The sequence below is a fragment of the [Clostridium] saccharolyticum WM1 genome (assembly GCF_000144625.1).
Lineage (GTDB): Bacteria > Bacillota > Clostridia > Lachnospirales > Lachnospiraceae > Lacrimispora > Lacrimispora saccharolytica.
Window position 1 is genome coordinate 113645 of sequence record NC_014376.1, and the last position, 19249, is coordinate 132893.

Consider the following 19249-nt stretch of genomic DNA (forward strand, 5'->3'; position numbering starts at 1 on the left):
TATGAGGAACAAAGTAGCAGGGGGTATCCTGTGCGCCGCAATACTTGCATCGGCATTGACCGGATGCGGTACATCCGTTGTGGATCAGGCCTCAACCAGGGCAGCAGCGGAAACGCAGCAGGAAACCAGTGAGGCAGCAGGTGATAAAACCGATTTAACTGAAACGGTGGAGCTGAAGTTTAACGTTGCCAATGGAAATAAGTCAAGAACCATGACTTATAATCAGGAGTCTCCATTGACCCTGCCGGATGGTTCGGTTGTAACCGCCGGTATGCTGAAACCAATGTGGTCTTATATGGAAAAGGAATTAAACAGCAAGTTTTCCGATGTAACGGTACAGGATGTGAAGGCCAGCGATATGATTCAGACAGAATCTACATCTAACTTTTCCGGAGCCAATATCTTTGGAGGAGAATCAATTGCAGAACGGCTTATGTTTTATGGAACCGAAGGAAAATTCGTGAATCTGACCGAAATGATGAAAACCGGCTATATGCCTAATTTCAAGGAATATTTATCAAAGAATCCTGACGTTAAAACTGCAATTACCGCTTACGACGGAAACATTTATCATGTGCCTTATATTGCAGAACTGAATCAGATCGCAAGAACCTTTGTTATCCGGGAATCCTGGGTGACCGGGCTGTTAGATGCGAAAGACGCAGTCTATGATAAGAATCCCTTTGATGTGCATTATCAAGGCTTTTATGTGGATAACAACCGCAGAACAGGGGAAAACGGTGGAACAGTTACTCCCAAAGAAGGAATCGATATTGTAAAGAAAACGGACCAGGATATTATTGAAATTCAGAATGCACTGGAAGTAAAAAATGGGGAAACCTTAACCAGGGCGTTGATTCAGTATATCAAAGACAACTACGATTACAGCAGTCCGTCGGAATTATTCCTTGGGGAAAAGGCAGCCTATGACATGGATGAGATGATTGCGCTGATGCGCTGCATAAAAGCCAACCCAGCCCTGCTGACCAAGGGGAAAGCTGATGTTGTATGGCCTCTTTTTGTGAGACAGTCCAACTACCGTGAGGATTTGCTTCGGTTATCTACCTATTTTGACGGTGTGAAGGTCCATGGAGCAGACTCCTATACCGCAAGGTGGTATATAGACGAGAACGGGCATATCCAGTATTCCTATTCAGAAGAAGGCGTATACCGCGTCTTACAGTATTTATCCATGATGGAAGCAGAAGGACTGATCTATTCCGACGCTTATGATCTGACGGAAAAGACCAATTACCGTTCCACCTTATGGGGAACTGACGACGGAGAAGCCCCTTCCTTTGGTTTTATGACTTACGATTGGATTGCTTCATCTACTTCTGACTCCTTAAATCCTGATACGGTTGTGATCCTGCCTCCGGTTGCCAAGGTGAATGGTGCATGGCAGTATTATCTGGATAACGGGAGAGCCATTAAGCCCGATGGCTGGGCTATTTCTGTAGCCGGGTCTACGGAAGATCAGATCCACAGGGCATGTGCAGTTATGGACTACCTTTTTACAAAGGAAGGAAGCAGATTGCAGAATTACGGCTTACCTATGAATCTGGAGGAAGGAAAAGATTATACAGGACCGGATGGATTAAAATATCCCTTATTCACCAGCTGGGTATATGAAACCTCAGGCAAAGTGGCAAAAGGAGATTTGTCAACGTTCTTAAGAGACTGGATGGGCTGTCTGATTCCTATTGGATATCAGAAAGAAATCGGTTTTGAGTATCAGTATACTTCGGAGCGGGGGTTTGAAGGCTGGGCCCTGCTTCAAAATTCCACAACCAACTTTGCAACTTATGCGGGAAAAGGAATAAGCGGGGATAATCCCAATTATTATAAAATGGTTCCGCCGTTCTTCTCCCTGACTTCCAGACAGAAGGAAATGATTTCAGATACCACATCCCTTGATACCGAAGATATTGTAGAATTCATGTTTAATATCATCCGCTATCAGGCAAAAGGCAATGCGCCTCAGGGGGCGGTAGTGGCAAAAAGCTATGAAGAGTATGCGGCAGAATTTAAGAAACGGGGACTTGATATATATGAAGAAACTTATCAGGCCGCTTATGATGTTATGACATTGGGGAAACAGTAGTTAAACCGGGGGAGGAGGCTTTCTCCTCCCTTATAAAAAGGTGGGAGCTGATGATGCAGAAGTATTTTAAAACTCAAAAATTAGCAGCAGGAATTTATACCGGGACCGTTATCCTTGTATTCATCTATACTCTTTGCTTCATGACGGAGTATAAAGATTTGTTCGGGTTGAAATTAACACAAAATGACCAGATTTCTTTTTTCCATGATTACATCCTGCAGATATTTAATAAACAGATTTTTGCCTTTGCGGTATTTGGAGTTCTGGTGATTTTACTTTCCTTTCTGCTGGAGATCTTCGGTAAAATACCGGATAAATTTGCTTTAATCATAATGGGGCTGTCACTTCTTATATGCTGCGCATGTTCCGCCTATGCCCTGTTTAATCTTCAGGCCATAGAAAGCTATTATGCCGGCCTGGATTTCCAGTATTTGCGGTTGGAAAGTGCTGGTGATTATAAGCCTCATTTTGCCACGTTCCGAATTGGATTGGGAATCTACATGACCTATATTCTCTGCTGTGCTTTTTATATCGTTGCCATTGGCAGAAGCCATTTTAAATTCCAGAAGAATCAGAAAAAGAGGAGCACAAGGAATGGATAATCGGTTGCTTGAAAAAGAAAAAAAGGCATACGTGTCATTATATAAAAAGGATGTGCTGCCATATTCACTGATCCTATGTGCCATATTGGCGGAACTCATCTATAATATCATGGTTTTGGATGTAATGCCTGTAAGTTACCTCATGGGAGCCACGGTAATGATTAATATTGTGATATTGTTTGTACTTTTTACCTGTGCCGTAAAGGTCAATATCTATCATAAAATTTGGGCGGTCATTGCTGTTTTTCTTGGTATTTACATGCTGGTCAGAATGTCTGTGCTGGTTCCCCTTGTGTTAAAGCCTTATGCCAGGCACACGGAGATCATGGCTGCAAATCTTTTGGGAGGGGTCATGCTTCTTGCGGCCGGCTTCATCAGTTTGAAGCATGCCAACAGAAGACAAAGGCTTCAGGAACAGTTACAGCAGTCAGAAGCCAGCTAGGATGAGGTGAAAAATATGGGAAAACTCCTGTTTAAAAATATAAGCAAAGCATATCCAAATGGATTTTGTGCGGTCAATAACTTCAATTTAGAGATTCAGGATGGAGAATTTATTGTTCTTGTGGGACCGTCAGGCTGTGGAAAGTCAACCCTCCTGCGTATGATTGCCGGGCTGGAAAAGATATCTGACGGTGATCTGGTTCTGGATGATAAGGTAATCAATAAATGCCCGCCGGTAGAACGGGATATTGCAGTGGTATTCCAGGACTATGCGCTGTATGGCAATATGTCGGTTTATGACAACGTTGGAATGAGCCTGCGTGTCAGACATGAAAAAGATACGGTTATTTATGACAAGGTGAAGGAAGCCTCCGGAATTTTAGGAATCGGCAGCCTGTTAAAACGTTTGCCGGGACAACTTTCCGGAGGGCAGAAACAGAGAGTGGCTCTGGCCAGATCCGTCGTAAGAAAGCCAAAGGTATTTCTTATGGATGAACCGTTGTCAAACCTGGATGCAAAGCTGAGAACCAGTACAAGGGCAGAAATCGTAAGGCTTCAGAGAGAATTAAAGGTTACGACTGTTTATGTAACTCATGACCAGACAGAGGCCATGACAATGGCAGACCGTATGGTGGTATTAAAGGACGGAATAATCCAGCAGGCAGGAACTCCCAATGAAATTTATTATGAACCCTGCAATTTATTTGTAGCAGGTTTTATTGGAGCGCCTCAGATGAATTTCATTGAAGGAAGGGTGGAGGGCAGCCGGTTTGTGTTTGGCTCTCATGCACTTTTCCTGCCCCAGAAAATCGCGGATCCCTTAAAACAATATTCTGGAAGGGAACTCATATTGGGGATCAGGCCGGAGCAGTTTTCCATCTCCAATGGGGAGGATATCAATGTGATTGCTGGGGAACTGGAAAACAAAGAGTTTTTAGGGAATTGTTATATTTTATATGTAAGAATCGGAGAATCGGTCCTGGCCTGCCAGATCGAAAGCAAGGAGGACAGCTTTGGCGGGCAGGTTAATATCCGCTTTGGTATGGAACATATCTATTTTTATGATAAGGAGACAACAGAATTGCTGATGCATGCAAGGGCGGGGGAGAATGATGAGTAAACAGTTAACTGGTATAGCGAAAGCGATGATTATGATTTCTTCTGTGGTGCACCTGATTTTTACCAATATTCATGTAAAAGCCCTTTTGCTCCTGGAACATGAGATGTGCGGTTTTGTGATGTTCCTGTTTGTTCTGATGGGACTGGTGGCTTTCTTTGAGACAACCCGCATTAAGAATAAAGAAACTGCAGAACGGATTTTTACTGCATTGGTTTGTTTTGTAACAGCAGGATTAGGATCGTATCTGGTCATGATTTACCGGGATGCGATTTCCGTGCAGCGCTCCCTTAATGTGGGTGTGGTAAATCGTGCGGTAGTTTTCAGTATGGCTATTCTTTTGGCTTATGTAATTTCCGGCCTCTTACTGATAGCTGATTTAATTAAGAACAGGTGAAGGGATCATGACTGACAGAGAAAGAAAATATGGTAGAAAGAAGATTTCAGACAATGTGAAAGCAGGAATATTCCGGTGGTGGATCGCAGGCATGTGCTACTTTTTTGTTGGATTTGGCACCCAGTCCGGAGTCTTTGCCGATCCTCTGGATATGATTTTTTTCCTTGGGCTGGGATTAGGGCTTGCAACCTTGTTTCTTTATAATCCGGTTGCTTACCGGATGTTTGATATAGTAAGAAAAGGGAGAATTTACAACCAATCCTATTTTGAACGGAGCGGGTGGCAAAATGCAGTATTAAAGCTGGCTGAAATCTTAAAAAATATGGTTCTTGCGTTTCTGATTTATATGACGTACCAAAGCGTAAATCTGCTGCTGGAGAGACTGCTTCACCTTCCGGAAGGAACGGTCACCATCCCGGGAGAACCCATTGGCTTTGCTGTGATTTACACCATCTATTATTACCTGCTGACCGGGTTGATGGATACCGTGGCCGAAATGAGGAACAAGGAGGAGAAGTAGAGACATGAGCAATCTGGTTTTTATTGGTGATCTGGGGCCTTACAAAGAACAGATCAGAGGCGTGAGAAAAAAACAGTATCAAAGACTGCTTCAGCAGGCGGACCGGTATGAGGCGTATCAACTGCCGGAGCACCATCCAAAAGAGAGCACTACCTATTTAGGCGTTGCGATCATGAATCTTGCTCTAGCCTATAGCCTGAGCGGAGAGGATAAGTATCTTTTCCAGGCAAAGCGGTTTATGGGGGCGGTTTTGTCCTATGAGCAATGGGGGAATGCCCATTTGGTGAATGTGGATTTATCCGCTTCCTGGATCTTATTTGGACTATCCCTGGGATATGACTGGCTGAAGCCGTTTTTAGGGGAAGAAGAAAAAGAGAAAATTCTGGCTAAGATCAGACATCACGCAGATCTTATGTACCAGTACAAATTAGACACTTACGGTCATGGATGGTCAACCAGCTATTATCAGAACCACAACTGGATCAATATGACTGGTCTTGCTGCGGCAGGATATGCGCTTTCAGAGTCTTATGACAAAGCCGTCCAATATACCGAGGAGGCAAAAAAGAATTTTGGAAGAGTGTTTTCTCTCCTTGCAGATGACGGCTCCAATTATGAAGGTGTCCCTTATTGGAGATACGGGGGAATGTGGCTGTTTGTATATGCCCATCTGCTTAAAGTACAGGAAGGGCTGGATTATTTTCAGACAAGCAATTACCTGAAGAATACTTTTTATTACCGGTTATACCAATCCTGCGGCGATCTTGAGCAGCAGATGAATTTTGGAGACAGCCATGACCGCCACAGCGGACATGCCCCCTGCGTCTATTATAAGGCGGCTGCCGAGTATGGGGATGGCTTTGCTCAGACCTTTGCCAATCTTGTTCTTGATGAATTCCTTATGGCGGAAGCGGAAAAAAGTAAGATCAAACCGGGCATCCTGCCGGAGGCTGCATTTGAATTTCTCTGGTATGATCCCCAGGTAACAGAGAAGCCCCTTTCTCTTCTTCCAAAAGTCAGGTACTTTGAAGATTTGGGTTTGCTGTCCATAAGAGAAGACTGGAGCAGAAGAAGCAAGGTTCTGACAATAAAATGCGGCTGTCCCGGAGGCAGGAAGCAGTGGATGAATGGCTGGAACTTATACCGCAGGGAAGGTTTGGATTGTCTTTCCCTTTCCCACCATCATTCCGATAATCTTTCTTATATCTTTGCAAGAGGAAGTGAATATCTGACCTGCGAAGACGGATATAACCGGAATCTTATGCCGGATAACCATAATGTCATACTGGTGGATAACCAATACACAGATGCGGAAAATGTAAATGATATATATATGAGCAGTGCCCAAAAAAGGCTGGAAAAAGATCCCTTCTATCCCATGGAAGAGAAGTACCGGGGAGATGTGGTTTTCTTAGAGCTTGATGATACCATGGTTATTTACAAAGGCGAAACCTCCGGGATCTATCCGGAAGCCCTTGGCATGAAGGAGGTAAGCCGGCTGTTATTTACCGATCAGCTATTCTTTTTCCTGTTTGTTGATGTGTGTGTGTCTGACAGGGATCATATTTACCGCATAATTTCCAATACGGATATGCCGGCACAAAAGCAGAACGATCATACCTACTATTATCCAATGGAGACCGGAGGTATTACATATACTGTTTTTTCAGATCAGGAAATCTCTTCGGATCAGTACACCCAGGAAATTGTCAGTGTGATGACATCCCAGGAGCCGGATAAGCTTTGCAGAACTTTCATCAATACTTTGTCATTTCAATCAGCAGCTCCCACAAAAAAACAAACGTTGATTCAATGCTTTACCTTTGATGGAATGAATACGGAGATTACCTTTAAAGGTGAGAATCTCCACATCAGACACGGAGACAAAGATTATCAGTTGATTTTTGGGAATGAAATGAATGTAACTATCATTGAGGTCTGCAGCAACAGCGGAGAAAGAAAAAGTTACCGGGTTCCGTAAAACAGGGAAAAAGTGAGGGTTGGGAATGAAGTATGTTAATGAAAGATTTTATGAACGGATGAATGGAGAGGCCAGGAACCGGGAGTTGATACAGGAAATGAAAAGAGAGGTAGATGAGTTTCTGCCTGATTTTTCTGACTCTCCGGACCGGTTAAGCCGTTGGGGGCACTGCTACTTTTGTGACGATGACGGAGGAAGGCTGATTTTTGATATAAACTCCCCTGACAGGCATCGGTGTGAAGTGTGCAAAAAGGTGTATGAAAGTGAGATTTTAGATGGCGTTTGGGTTTATTTTTACCGGAACAAAGCGGTGATCATGGCGCTGGTATCTGCATTTGTTTATAAAGCCACAAAGGAAAAGAAATATTTTGACTATTCTGTATCAGTTATGGAATATTACGCCCATCATTATAAGGAGTTTCTGCTGCATAACAAAGAAAATCTGACCGCAGATTCTTATGACGAAATGCCCTGGGGCTGCGGAAGAATGATGCCCCAAGGGCTGAATGAATCCATTGTCGCCATACGTTTTATCCAGACCATTGAGATCTTAAGAGATGAATTAAGTCCGGAATTTCTTGATCTGGTGTATCACAATATGTTCCGGGAAATGTATTTTCTGCTGGCCCCTCAGGCCACCAGAATTCATAATATCAGCTGTTGGAATCTGTCCGCTATCGGTGTTATGGGGCTGGCATTCCAGGATCAGGAGATGATCGATTTTGCGTTTACCAGTGAGTACAATATAAGAAAACAGCTTGAAACAGGAGTGACGAAAGACTTTTTCTGGTACGAAGGATCCATTCATTATAATTTCTTTTTGCTGGAAGGCATTACGTATCTGCTTTTGTTCAGTAAGGTTTACGGTTATGATTTTGGTGAAACCGGGACTGAAATTTTGCAGAATATGTTTGTACAGGCATACAATTATGCATTTGACAATCAATTTCTGCCCAATCCCAACGATGGCTGGCCCAATCTGAATTTACGCACATTCAGTTATATTTACCATACGGCTGCCAGGGCGATGGGAGAGGACAGCCCGATCGGCAATCTTGTGAAGAACATTGAAGCGTCCGGTTCCGTTCGTACGCCTTTGCCTTTGTCAGAGCCATATTATTGCAAAAACAGCGTTTGTCTGGAACAGCTTCTGTTTAACATTGACTTTGATTATGAGCAATTCACACCGGTTAAGCAGCAGTCAAACAACTTTCCTGAATCCAATTTTGTAATATTGAGATATGACAAATGGAACGGGTTTATGAAATATGGGCTAAATGGGAAATCACACGCCCATCCGGACATCATGAATGTGGAACTGATGTATGGGAATCACAGAATATCCAGGGACTTGTCAAATGCAGGGTACCGGTCCCGCCTGTGCAATGAATGGCACCGGAAAACCCTGTCTCACAATACGGTCTGCTGGAATGGCATGGATATTACCTCTGTAAGTCCGGGGGAATGCCTGTTTTTTGATAAAAATAAAGTGACTGCAGCGGCAAGAGATGTCTATGACGGTATTCACTATACCAGGACGATACAGATCTCAGGGAATACGTTTACGGATGATTTCCTTGTGGAAAGCGGAAGGAATGGGACCTTTGACTACGTGTTTCATTTGGAATCCGCTCTTCATCTGGAATATGATCTGGATCTGGAAGATGGGAACCTGGGATTTGAAAAAAATGGCTATCAGCATATCCTTGAAACCAAACGGGTAAAAACAAAAGAAAACCATGTTGTGTTGCGGGCCGGGGCAGAAGACGTAATGTGGAGTATCTGGATCGATCTGACTGGGGGACACCAGTTATACCTCTTAAAAACATTGGATAATCCGGTGAATCAAAGGAGAAATACCATTTTACTTAGGAATACAGGAACATCTCCCCATTATCATTTAAAAATAATGGCGGAGGATAAACAATAAAGAAAGCAGAGAAAAGGAGAACAAAAATGAGAGCAGTCATTACAGGAGGAACTAGTGGAATTGGCTTAAGCGCTGCCATAGAGTTAGGGAAGGCTGGTTATGACATTATTATCACCGGAATTAGCCAGGAGGATGGGAAATCGGCACTGGAAACTCTGAAAAGCCATGGGATAAACAGTGAGTTTATTTATGCAGATTCGATGAATGAGGAAGACGTCAATCGATGCTTTGAAAAAATATCCCAGACCTATGATTCCCTGGATGTGTTGGTGAACAATGTGGGAGGTCTTGGCGGAAGGCAGCGTTTTGAAGAGATGGAGACTTCCTTTATGAGAAAGGTAATGGCACTTAACTTTGACAGTGCATTTTATGCAAGCCGTGCAGCCATTCCTTTGCTGAAAAAGGGCAATCATCCATCCATCATTAACTATAGTACCATTGCAGTTACCTCCGGCGGAGGCCCGGGCGCGGGAATCTATGCTGCAAGTAAGGCAGCAATTGAAGGACTGACACGGGCACTGGCAAAAGACCTTGCGGATTATGGAATCCGTGTAAATGCCGTTTCCCCCGGTACCATTGATACGGCATTCCATTCTGCAACAAAGCGTGAGATCCTGGAATCCTGGAAGGAAGGGATTCTTATGAAACGGCTTGGAGAACCATCAGAGGTAGCAGCAGTGATCGGATTCCTGGTTTCTGAAAAAGCCTCCTTTATTACAGGAGAGATTATACAGATCAATGGCGGCCAGGTGTTTATCTGATAATATAGAAAGGGAGTGGCATAATGGTTTTAAAATATGAAGATATAATTCCCGGGAACCCGGAGCCGGGAATCACCAGGCGTATTCTTGCAAGGGGCGGAAGCCTGATGGGGGTAGAGGCCTCCTTTATAAAGGGAGCAGTGGGAAGTATCCATAAGCATCCTCATGAGCAGGTCAGCTATATCGTATCCGGTTCCTTCCAGTATGAAGCAGATGGTGTGAAATATATTCTGAAGGCCGGAGACAGCTACTACGTAGAACCGGAATCCCTGCATGGCGCAACGGCATTGGAAGATTCTGTGATCCTGGATATTTTTACACCCCAGCGAGAGGACTTTATTGGAGAGAAATAAAAAGGGGAAGGGCGTTTTGCAGGTGTCATAAGGAAAAATCCAGTAATAAAATATGAAACAGGAAGGACAGGCTGCTTAAATGCTAAATTGGCAGCCTGTTATTGTTGTGCTGGTATATACTATCCATCATACCCTCTATCATTCCTGTTGGTCAAAAACCATGGTTTGGGTTTAAATTCTGATTATTTTTTCTGAAAAGCCAATATTTTTATTATAATTTAGATGGGACTTACTTGAAAAATTCCGTTAGATTCCTTATGATGGTAAGCAGGATGTGATAAATTTATCTGGAAAAAGAAAGGTGTTATGATGTTTACAAAACAAAATCTGAAGCAGAATTTAAAGGAAATGGGAATTATGCCCCATGACACTTTGCTCCTGCACTCATCCATGAAGGCAATCGGAGAGGTGGAAGGCGGGGCGGATACCGTACTTGATGCTTTTATGGAATATATGTCTGACGGTCTGCTGATACTGCCCACTCATACTTGGGCTGCCATGTCTGAATACCACAATGTATATGATCCAAGAATAGAGCCGGCTTGTGTGGGAATTTTACCTAATCTTTTTATGAAACGGAAAGGTGTGCTTCGTTCCTTACATCCAACCCATAGTGTGGCTGTATACGGAAAGGATGGAAAAGCATTTATTGAGGGAGAGGAACATCGGACAACGCCCTGCCCGCCAGGCGGCTGCTATGACCGTTTAAAAGACAGAAATGGGAAAATCCTGCTTCTTGGAGTTGGTCACGAGCGAAATACGTTTATCCACTGCGTAGAAGAACATCTAGAGGTGCCGGAGCGGCTGACCAAGGAACCTACTTATTTTAAGATAGTTATGCCAGGCAATCAGATAAAGCCCTCCTTCATGCACTGTCATGAAAATCCTGTTACGGATCATATTTCAGAGAATTACACGAAGCTGGAACAGGCCTTCTATGACAGAAAAGCTGCGGTTAAGGCCACTTTCGGCGATGCTGCCTGCATTTTGTGCGATGCCAATGGAGTCTACGAGGTGACGAAGGATGTGCTGTCCCACCAGATAAATTGTCTGATAGAATTGGAAACGATTCCTAAGGAGTGGTGGCGGAAAGAATAAATGGAATATCTGGTGCATGGTTTATAAGAGGATAGAACGGAAAACGGTCTGTAAGCCATTTCCGGTAATTTATGGGTACAGCTTGCATTTTCTCTGGATTTGTGCTATAGTATCCCCCGTAATAAGGCCGAGGAACCCTTGATTTTAAAGGGATTCTCACAACAATGACCGGTGTGTTCGAGACCTTCCACACCTAAAACAAAACTAAAGGAGAAATGAATATGCATTACAAAACATCAGAAAGGACCTATTTTATGGTCTTTTCGGCTGCGATTGCTGCAGTCTACACTGTGCTGACCGTGATTTTTGCCCCTGTCAGCTTCGGACCTATCCAGTTTCGAATCTCAGAGATCCTCTGTATTCTCCCATTTTTTACGCCGGCAGCGATTCCCGGATTGTTTATTGGCTGTTTCCTGTCTAATTTATTATGCGGAGCAGCGACCCTGGATGTGGTTTTCGGCAGCCTTGCCACCCTTTTAGGAGCCATTGGTTCCTACAAGCTTAGGAAAAGCAGATGGCTGGTATGCGTCCCCCCGATTTTAGCGAATACTATCATCATCCCATGGGTTCTTCGTTATGCTTATGGCTCAGAGGACATGATCTGGTATGCCATGATAACAGTCGGTATCGGTGAAATTCTTGTGATAGGGATCCTTGGCAATATCCTGATTGGTGTTTTAAATAACTACAGGCACATAATATTCGGGCGTTTCCTGTCAGATAAAGAATAAAACATATTTGTAAGCCGTATTTTAGCTTGTTCAGGTGTTGCATCATAAACTGCCTGGACAAGCTTTTTTCATTATTCCGTATCCCCTGCCCAAGAACTTCAAAAAAACCCCATAATAACGAAGCAGAAGAATATTCCTCCCGGTAAATTTTGGAAAAGGCGGCTGCATGATTGAAAAGGCGGCCGGATTTCCTTTTATTTCAACTCCGGCTGCAGGATAATGTCTGGAAGAGCATGGCAAATTGTACCATAGCATAAAGGCTTGAAAGGTTACAACCGGAATATGAAATTTTGACAAAAACAGCAGATGTAACCAAAATGTAACCGCCCCGGTTTATAATTATAAAACAACAAAAGGATAATGGTGAAATTATGGCAAAAGGAAGAATGAGTGTAGTTCGAGGCACCGACCGGTACATTACGCTGGCAGTGGATGAATGCGATGCCTGTGGTATAAAGGGAATTATGTTCCACTGCGATGATCCTCAGGGAATCCAATACGGCAGTACGCTGGAGATGATTTTAAATATGGACCGTATCTTTGATTCCATGAGCGGCCCTAAACAGACATTTCAAATGCGGCATTTTCCAGGAACGAATCCCGTTGATTTTGAGACACGGACCAGTGATGAAGAGGTGCGAAAAGGAAAATTAAGCACCTTCCGTATATATGTACAGTACCGTTACCACGCCAGCTGGCAGGGGTTGATCCAATGGGAGGAGGGAGAACGGCAGGAGCTGTTTGAAAGCACGCTCCAACTGATTCTCATTATGAGCCGGATGCTGAAAGGGGATTTTCAGGCAGGACAGGAAGGGGAAGCGCTGAGTTTCTTTCATGTAGCCATTGATTCGTATGATTACGGACGGATTGTGGGAAATTACCAGAGTATTCCTGCTGTCCTGACGGAACAGTATGATGTTCCTGCCGACCTGGCTGGAACGCTGGGAAATTTTATGGAAGCCAAAGCCTTAAAAGAAAAATATTCAGCTTATGGACTGAATTATGGCAGGCTGGTTTCCAATGAAATCTGTTCCATATGCAGAAAAAGTGGACAAAAGGCAACCTTTACAATAAAAATCATGTTTTGTGACCATTCTACATGGCAAGGCATTATTCACTGGAGGGAAGGCAGGGCGGAACAGACTTTCCGCAGCTTTAAGGAGATGCTTTATCTGATTGTATCTGTAGTTGGAGCAACAACGGCAGGAGCCGAAAGCTATGAGGATGAGGTTTCGACCATTGCCTTAGGGTTATAAGGACTGTGTCATAAAATGCACTTTACAGGACATAAAATCTGTAAGGTGCATTTTTTGATTATAATTATTTTGTAGATTTTCTCAGTGCTTTCTTATATAATAAAGAGGAAGCAGCTGCCTTTACATAAGAAAAGCGGTAAAAGTGAAGGAAGGCATCAGATATTACAGAAAACATAATTAAGGATGGAAAAAGCATGTATCAAATTCATTTTCATAAACCAGAGGCAATTCATTTTATTGGAATAGGCGGAATTAGCATGAGCGGACTGGCGGAAATTCTCATTGACGAGGGATTTACCGTGACAGGGTCAGATTCCCATGAATCAGAGCTGACTCGCCATTTGGAGGCAAAGGGTGCGGCCATTGCATATGGCCAGAGAGCGGAGAATATTAAAGAAGGAATTGATGTGGTTGTTTATACGGCCGCAGTCCATCCGGATAACCCGGAATATGCAGAAGCAAAGGAAAAGGGACTTCCCATATTAAGCCGTGCGGAGCTCCTTGGACAGATGATGAAAAATTATGAGAACTCCATAGCGGTATCAGGAACCCACGGTAAGACCACGACTACCTCTATGATAACGGAGATTCTTCTGGCAGCCGAAGCGGACCCTACCATATCAGTGGGCGGGATTTTAAATTCCATAGGCGGAAATATCCGTGTGGGAGGTCCCGGACTTTTTGTAACGGAAGCCTGTGAATATACCAACAGCTTTCTTTCCTTTTTTCCCACCATGGAGGTGATCCTGAACATAGAGGCGGATCATCTTGATTTCTTTAAAGATATTAAGGATATCCGACATTCCTTCCGTCTTTTTGCCGAAAAACTTCCCCCAAACGGATCACTGGTAATCAACAATGACATTGAAAGCAGAGAGGAAATCACTGAGGGACTGCCATGCCAGGTGATCACCTATGGGAAGAAGCCGGGGAGCCGGTATCAGGCCGAAGCCATACGCTTTGATGAATACGCAAGGGCTACCTATGATTTAAAGTTGGACGGAAATGTTGTGGATACCGTAACACTTGGCGTTCCGGGAGAGCATAATGTGTATAATTCCCTGGCAGCAGCGGCCGTATGTACAGAACTGGGTATTGAATTTGATTTGATTAAGAAGGGGCTGAAGCGTTTCACCGGCACCAATCGTCGTTTTGAAAAGAAGGGAGAGCTGTCGGGGGTTACCATCATTGATGATTATGCCCACCATCCACAGGAAATCCGGGCGACCCTGGAGACGGCGAAGCATTATCCCCACAATAAGCTTTGGGTGGCATTCCAGCCCCATACCTATACAAGGACTAAGGCGTTTCTGGAGGAATTTGCAGATGCCCTGTCACTGGCAGATGAGGTGATCCTGGCAGATATTTATGCAGCCCGTGAGACAGATGATTTAGGCATCAGCTCCGGGGATATTGCGGAAAGAATCGGGAAAAGAGGGGTAAAAGCCCACTATTTTTCATCCTTTGATGAGATTGAAACTTTTATTTTAGAAAATTGTATACACGGTGATTTGTTGATAACTATGGGGGCCGGAGACATTGTAAAAGTGGGAGAGAAGCTTTTAGGCTTATAGTTATCCACATTATCCACATAGTTTTCAACATTTTATGTTAAGAAACTATGTGGATTTTTTAATTTACATAATTTATAGTCTTACAATTTAAAAAATCTAGGTTTTATCAGCAAATCGACATGATTCGAAGAAGAAATTCTATTTATGTATACCTGGTTTCCACATTATCCACATTATCCACAATTCATTTAGTGGATAACTGGGGCTATTTTCTTTTGATGAGACCTGTGGTATGATATTCATGAAGACAAAGAGCAGTGCAAAACAGGACACGGCTAAATTTTTCGTTGTGCTTGCACTTAAGAAAATCCGGCCATGCCCTGTTTCACAAATGGAATGCCCGTGAGTGAGAGAAGCCACAGGCTTTACCCGCTGTACGGCGGGCTGGCGATATAAAAAAGGTGAGGTTAAGGCATTGAAAATAAAGAGCAGTTTCAAGATCAGCGCTACAGTGATTTCCAATGAGTTCATTGATGAATATATGGCTGCGGCCAATGGGGAGTACATAAAGGAATATATATATTTGATGCGCCATGAAGGGGAAGAAATCACCGTTTCTATGATTGCGGATGCGTTAAACCATACGGAAGCGGATGTAACACGGGCCTTATCTTACTGGAAGAATGCCGGGGTCCTTAAAGAGAGCGTCCCGCTAAAACAGACGGAGTCCCCTGCGGTATCCGAGACGGCCTGTTCCGGAATTGGCAGGGAGGAGCAAAAGAAGCCGGAGGCAGGAGGCCGCCGGATGGTCTATCCGCCTGAGAAAATAAGCGGACTTGCGGGAGATGAAGATTTTTCCCAGCTCCTTTATATTGCTCAGAAATATATGAATAAGGTATTCACCCAGCGGGAGTGTGAGGTTTTCGCTTATCTTTATGACGGCCTTCACATGTCGGCCGAGCTGTTGGAGTTTGTGGTGGAATACTGCGTACAGGGCGGCCACAGCAGCATCCGTTATATTGAAACAGTGGCTATCAGTTGGCATGAAAAAGGATTTCGCACCGTAGAGGATGCCAAGAGCTATGCCCTTACCTTTACAAAGGATTCCTTTGCCGTCATGAAGGCTTTTGGATTAAATGACAGGAAACCAGGAGATATGGAGAGGGATCTTATAGAACGATGGTTCCGAAACTATGGATTTACCAGGGATCTTGTGGTTGAAGCCTGCAACCGGACCCTAGCTGCTACCCACACCCCCAGCTTCCAATATGCGGACAAAATCCTGGAGGGCTGGAAAAAATCCGGAGTGCGTTCCATGGAGGAGGTCAGAAAGCTGGATGAACAGTATGCCGGCCGTATGAAGAGTGGAGATAATAAGGCGGGAAAAAGCGGAGAATACAAACAGACCCAGGCCCCTAAGGGGAGAAGGGGACAGAACCAGTTTCAGAATTTCCCTCAAAGGGAGATTGATTATGATGCCCTTGTTTTAAGGCAGCTGACAGAACAGAAGTAGTTTATACAAAGGTTAGCGAAGTCAGCAAACGTCGGTAAGAGGAATGGAGGTAATTATGGCGCTGAGCAATTCGCAGTACGATGCCATTATGCGGGCATATGGACAGCAACAGTTTAAGAACCGCCATGAACAGGAAAAGAGGATTGAGGAAGTATACCGGAAGATACCGGTTATAAAAGAGCTGGATGATTTCATCAGCACCAGTGCAGTAGCCAGTGCACGAAGGCTTCTTGAAGGGGACAGGGGTGCTCTTAAGGACCTTCGGAATGAAATCGCAGACTTGAGAGAACAGAAGGGCGTGCTTTTAAAGGCTGCCGGCTTTTCCGCGGATTATATGGAGATGCGGTACCGATGCCAGGATTGTAAGGATACCGGATACTCAGATGGGACAAAGTGCCATTGTTTCCGCCAGTTTGAAATGAAATATCTATATGCCCAGTCAAACATTGAACAAATCATTGCGGTGGAAAATTTTAATAATTTTTCTTATGAATATTTTGATCATACCAGAGTTGTTCCGGTTCTTAACCGAACCGTCAGACAGTATATGGAGCAGGTGGTGGAGACCTGCCAGTGCTTTGTAAGGGGATTTTCTGCAGAGCATGGGAATCTGCTGTTTACAGGCCCTACGGGAGTTGGTAAGACATTCTTAACCAACTGCATTGCAAAGGAATTGATTGACCGGTATTACTCCGTCATTTACTTATCAGCCAATGACCTGTTTGAGGTCTTTTCCAAGAACCGGTTTGATTACCAGGATGAAGAAGATATGAAAGGGATGTATCAGTATATACTGGATTGTGACCTTTTAATCATTGATGATTTGGGAACGGAACTGAATAACAGCTTTACATCCTCAGAATTGTTTTACTGCATCAATGAACGGCTTAATTCTTCCAAATCAACCATCATTTCCACCAATCATCCCATCAATGAGCTGAGAGACCGGTATACGGAGCGTGTCACCTCCAGGCTCATCAGCCGTTATACGGTGATTCCCCTTTACGGAGATGACATCCGCATCAGAAAAAAAGAAAAGCGTGTGAACTAGTAAAAATCCAGGAAGCCTTTGGAAGCAGGCTCCTGGATCTTCTGTTTTTGTTTGGCAGGTGCAGGCGGTTATGATATTTATTATATACTGGCAAGCCGTTCAAAAAGGTTATTCACATCAATCTGCCCATGGCCCCATATGTTATTGGGATAAATGTTTGAGCTGCTGCGGGCCGCCCCGTTTATTAAGAGGCGGTTAACATTGTTACCGGTCATTCTTGGATAATTTCCTCTGACAATGGCCCATTCAAGAACCATAGCAACGATCCCGGTCGCTTGGGCCGCCGACGCTCCTGTACCAGTCACAGTTCCATACATGTTTCCCGGGACCGCGCAGGTAAGCTGATAGCCTGGTGCAGCCAGGTCTGGTTTGATCTCTCCGATCCTTGTAAAGCCTCTGCTGGATTCCGGCAGAATGCTGTTATTGGCATCATTGTAGCCGGCCACTGTTAATTGGTGTCTCCCGTTTCCAGGTGAGGTCAGGGTGGTATCAGGATTAGAGTTAAGGAAATACGTCTCTCTTGTGATTAAGTCTCCGGAAGGCAGCCAGGAATGGAAGGCAAAGGGTTCGTTTTCTATGCTTTGCACCCGCAGGTACCAGATGCCGGGAAGGAGATTGTTAAACCGGAGCAGAATGAGCTGGTCACCGCTCTCCTCCTCAAATATGGTATTGTTGACGTAGATGGTGGTCTGGTTAAATATGAAACTGAACCTCCTGCATTGATTAAAGGAAGGAAATACCGGCTGGGTGGATTCCCGGTTGGGAGAGGAAATATCCACGGAAAGCCTTGCCGGAGCGTAAGACCAGATTTCCATGGAAAACATCTTGTCATTGCTCCCGACCCTTAGCTCGAAATCATTGTAGTAAGGGGCCCCGGTGGTGGAGTTAAAATAATGCCTTTGATTGTTTCCTTCATTTCCTGCTGAAACGCAGATTCCGATACCCGGAAGCAATGAGAGATAATCAATATAACTGTCCATAGCACCTCTGCCGTCGTGGCCGCCCTGGCTGCTTCCCAAGGCAATGCATACCACAAGAGGACGGTTGAACTGTTGGGAGGCCTGAAATGCATAGCGAATGCCAAGTATGATATCGGATTCCTGATAACAGAGAGCGTTTTCCGGAACAAAAAATAATTGTTTTAAATTTTGTTTTGCTTCTTTTAATTTTATGATTACAAGTTCCGCCTGAGGAACCACGCCGCTGAAGGATTCTGCTGTGTTGGGGCTGCCAGCCAGAACACTGGCAATGGCAGTTCCGTGTCCAATGGAATCTGTGGTTGGAACAACGGACAAAGGATTCTCTGCGCTTAAAGCGGTATTGATTTGATCCCTGGTGTATTGGGTGCCGTATGTAAAGGTTTCGGGAGGTGTGCCGCTTTGGTCTGTCTGGTCCCACATGGTGAGAATACGGGTGGTTCCGTCATTATATTTAAATGCCGGATGCTGGTAATCAATACCTGTATCGATAACGGCCACCAGGACCCCGCTTCCAAACAGGGCAAGAAAGGGGTTTCTCTGAACCGTTGAGATGCCGGATTTTTCCAGACTGGTGGTGGAAGTGAGGGTATAGAGAAAGGGAAAATTGTTATAGGGGTGCCGGCCTAAATCACAGGGGTTCACGGTGCTGACTGGAACGTGCAGAAGGGAATCCCTTATATCCAAATAGGTAATATTATCTCCAGTATCATAGGAAGGAGCCAGAGTATTGCTGATAATTAAGTCATAATAATTATTATCCAAAATTTTTGACACGAGTAATCCTCCCTGCTTTTATTGGGTACATAATACATTTTATGCGGATAAATATCTATTATGAGAATCTCCTGGAGCATGCCATAGATTCCCGTTTGGACTTGGGGGTTTTTGCCCGGAGGGATT

Annotated in this window: 17 protein-coding genes; 16 read left to right on the forward strand and 1 reads right to left on the reverse strand. The window is 44.2% G+C overall.

Annotated features, from left to right (window positions below; all coding sequences use genetic code 11):
* Position 1: 1 nt before the first annotated feature.
* The 16 genes from CLOSA_RS00535 to CLOSA_RS00615 all read left to right on the forward strand — a co-directional run bounded on the left by CLOSA_RS00535 (position 2) and on the right by CLOSA_RS00615 (position 17369).
* Positions 2-2104: a type 2 periplasmic-binding domain-containing protein gene (locus tag CLOSA_RS00535; RefSeq protein WP_013270841.1), complete on the forward strand. Its 2103-nt coding sequence runs from the start codon at positions 2-4 to the stop codon at positions 2102-2104.
* A gap of 50 nt (positions 2105-2154) precedes the next feature.
* Positions 2155-2706 carry a hypothetical protein gene (locus tag CLOSA_RS00540; protein ID WP_041708369.1) on the forward strand — a complete coding sequence of 184 codons (552 nt, stop codon included), beginning with the start codon at positions 2155-2157 and terminating at the stop codon, positions 2704-2706.
* Complete coding sequence (locus CLOSA_RS00545) at positions 2699-3148, forward strand: hypothetical protein (RefSeq protein WP_013270843.1); 450 nt, start codon at positions 2699-2701, stop codon at positions 3146-3148. Before CLOSA_RS00540 ends, CLOSA_RS00545 begins: the two co-directional genes overlap by 8 nt.
* Before the next feature lie 15 nt (positions 3149-3163).
* Complete coding sequence (locus tag CLOSA_RS00550) at positions 3164-4267, forward strand: ABC transporter ATP-binding protein (protein WP_013270844.1); 1104 nt, start codon at positions 3164-3166, stop codon at positions 4265-4267.
* On the forward strand, positions 4257-4661 hold the full coding sequence (locus CLOSA_RS00555; protein WP_157668976.1) for a hypothetical protein: 405 nt from the start codon (positions 4257-4259) through the stop codon (positions 4659-4661). Before CLOSA_RS00550 ends, CLOSA_RS00555 begins: the two co-directional genes overlap by 11 nt.
* A 7-nt stretch (positions 4662-4668) precedes the next feature.
* Positions 4669-5181: a hypothetical protein gene (locus tag CLOSA_RS00560; protein ID WP_013270846.1), complete on the forward strand. Its 513-nt coding sequence runs from the start codon at positions 4669-4671 to the stop codon at positions 5179-5181.
* Between the two features lie 4 nt (positions 5182-5185).
* Positions 5186-7162 carry a DUF4962 domain-containing protein gene (locus CLOSA_RS00565; protein ID WP_013270847.1) on the forward strand — a complete coding sequence of 659 codons (1977 nt, stop codon included), beginning with the start codon at positions 5186-5188 and terminating at the stop codon, positions 7160-7162.
* Between the two features lie 25 nt (positions 7163-7187).
* A complete protein-coding gene (locus tag CLOSA_RS00570; protein WP_013270848.1) occupies positions 7188-9092 on the forward strand; it encodes a heparinase II/III domain-containing protein in 1905 nt (634 codons plus the stop codon).
* Positions 9093-9118: 26 nt separating this feature from the next.
* Positions 9119-9853, forward strand: coding sequence for an SDR family NAD(P)-dependent oxidoreductase (locus CLOSA_RS00575; RefSeq protein WP_013270849.1), 735 nt, complete (start codon positions 9119-9121; stop codon positions 9851-9853).
* Between the two features lie 23 nt (positions 9854-9876).
* Positions 9877-10206 (forward strand): cupin domain-containing protein, encoded by a 330-nt coding sequence (locus tag CLOSA_RS00580; RefSeq protein WP_013270850.1) that lies wholly within the window; start codon positions 9877-9879, stop codon positions 10204-10206.
* A gap of 306 nt (positions 10207-10512) precedes the next feature.
* Positions 10513-11304 carry an AAC(3) family N-acetyltransferase gene (locus CLOSA_RS00585; protein ID WP_242647772.1) on the forward strand — a complete coding sequence of 264 codons (792 nt, stop codon included), beginning with the start codon at positions 10513-10515 and terminating at the stop codon, positions 11302-11304.
* Positions 11305-11525: 221 nt separating this feature from the next.
* A complete protein-coding gene (locus tag CLOSA_RS00590) occupies positions 11526-12035 on the forward strand; it encodes a QueT transporter family protein (RefSeq protein WP_013270852.1) in 510 nt (169 codons plus the stop codon).
* A gap of 386 nt (positions 12036-12421) precedes the next feature.
* Positions 12422-13291, forward strand: coding sequence for a hypothetical protein (locus CLOSA_RS00600; protein WP_157668977.1), 870 nt, complete (start codon positions 12422-12424; stop codon positions 13289-13291).
* 194 nt (positions 13292-13485) lie between these two features.
* Positions 13486-14865, forward strand: a complete 1380-nt coding sequence (gene murC, locus CLOSA_RS00605) for a UDP-N-acetylmuramate--L-alanine ligase (protein ID WP_013270854.1) — start codon at positions 13486-13488, stop codon at positions 14863-14865.
* Between the two features lie 481 nt (positions 14866-15346).
* Positions 15347-16318, forward strand: a complete 972-nt coding sequence (locus CLOSA_RS00610; protein ID WP_081443076.1) for a DnaD domain protein — start codon at positions 15347-15349, stop codon at positions 16316-16318.
* Between the two features lie 55 nt (positions 16319-16373).
* Positions 16374-17369: an ATP-binding protein gene (locus tag CLOSA_RS00615; RefSeq protein WP_013270856.1), complete on the forward strand. Its 996-nt coding sequence runs from the start codon at positions 16374-16376 to the stop codon at positions 17367-17369.
* Positions 17370-17449: 80 nt separating this feature from the next.
* Here the strand turns inward: CLOSA_RS00615 and CLOSA_RS00620 are convergent, their stop codons facing one another.
* Complete coding sequence (locus CLOSA_RS00620) at positions 17450-19123, reverse strand: S8 family peptidase (RefSeq protein WP_013270857.1); 1674 nt, start codon at positions 19121-19123, stop codon at positions 17450-17452.
* Positions 19124-19249: the final 126 nt, after the last annotated feature.

Coding starts and splice junctions, on each gene's coding strand:
- CLOSA_RS00560 (WP_013270846.1), top strand. CDS start 4,669: ATGACTGACAGAGAAAGAAAATATGGTAGAAAGAAGATTTCAGACAAT.
- CLOSA_RS00600 (WP_157668977.1), top strand. CDS start 12,422: ATGAGTGTAGTTCGAGGCACCGACCGGTACATTACGCTGGCAGTGGAT.
- murC (WP_013270854.1), top strand. CDS start 13,486: ATGTATCAAATTCATTTTCATAAACCAGAGGCAATTCATTTTATTGGA.
- CLOSA_RS00565 (WP_013270847.1), top strand. CDS start 5,186: ATGAGCAATCTGGTTTTTATTGGTGATCTGGGGCCTTACAAAGAACAG.
- CLOSA_RS00540 (WP_041708369.1), top strand. CDS start 2,155: ATGATGCAGAAGTATTTTAAAACTCAAAAATTAGCAGCAGGAATTTAT.
- CLOSA_RS00535 (WP_013270841.1), top strand. CDS start 2: ATGAGGAACAAAGTAGCAGGGGGTATCCTGTGCGCCGCAATACTTGCA.
- CLOSA_RS00570 (WP_013270848.1), top strand. CDS start 7,188: ATGAAGTATGTTAATGAAAGATTTTATGAACGGATGAATGGAGAGGCC.
- CLOSA_RS00550 (WP_013270844.1), top strand. CDS start 3,164: ATGGGAAAACTCCTGTTTAAAAATATAAGCAAAGCATATCCAAATGGA.
- CLOSA_RS00590 (WP_013270852.1), top strand. CDS start 11,526: ATGCATTACAAAACATCAGAAAGGACCTATTTTATGGTCTTTTCGGCT.
- CLOSA_RS00585 (WP_242647772.1), top strand. CDS start 10,513: ATGATGTTTACAAAACAAAATCTGAAGCAGAATTTAAAGGAAATGGGA.
- CLOSA_RS00545 (WP_013270843.1), top strand. CDS start 2,699: ATGGATAATCGGTTGCTTGAAAAAGAAAAAAAGGCATACGTGTCATTA.
- CLOSA_RS00555 (WP_157668976.1), top strand. CDS start 4,257: ATGATGAGTAAACAGTTAACTGGTATAGCGAAAGCGATGATTATGATT.
- CLOSA_RS00580 (WP_013270850.1), top strand. CDS start 9,877: ATGGTTTTAAAATATGAAGATATAATTCCCGGGAACCCGGAGCCGGGA.
- CLOSA_RS00575 (WP_013270849.1), top strand. CDS start 9,119: ATGAGAGCAGTCATTACAGGAGGAACTAGTGGAATTGGCTTAAGCGCT.
- CLOSA_RS00615 (WP_013270856.1), top strand. CDS start 16,374: ATGGCGCTGAGCAATTCGCAGTACGATGCCATTATGCGGGCATATGGA.
- CLOSA_RS00610 (WP_081443076.1), top strand. CDS start 15,347: ATGGCTGCGGCCAATGGGGAGTACATAAAGGAATATATATATTTGATG.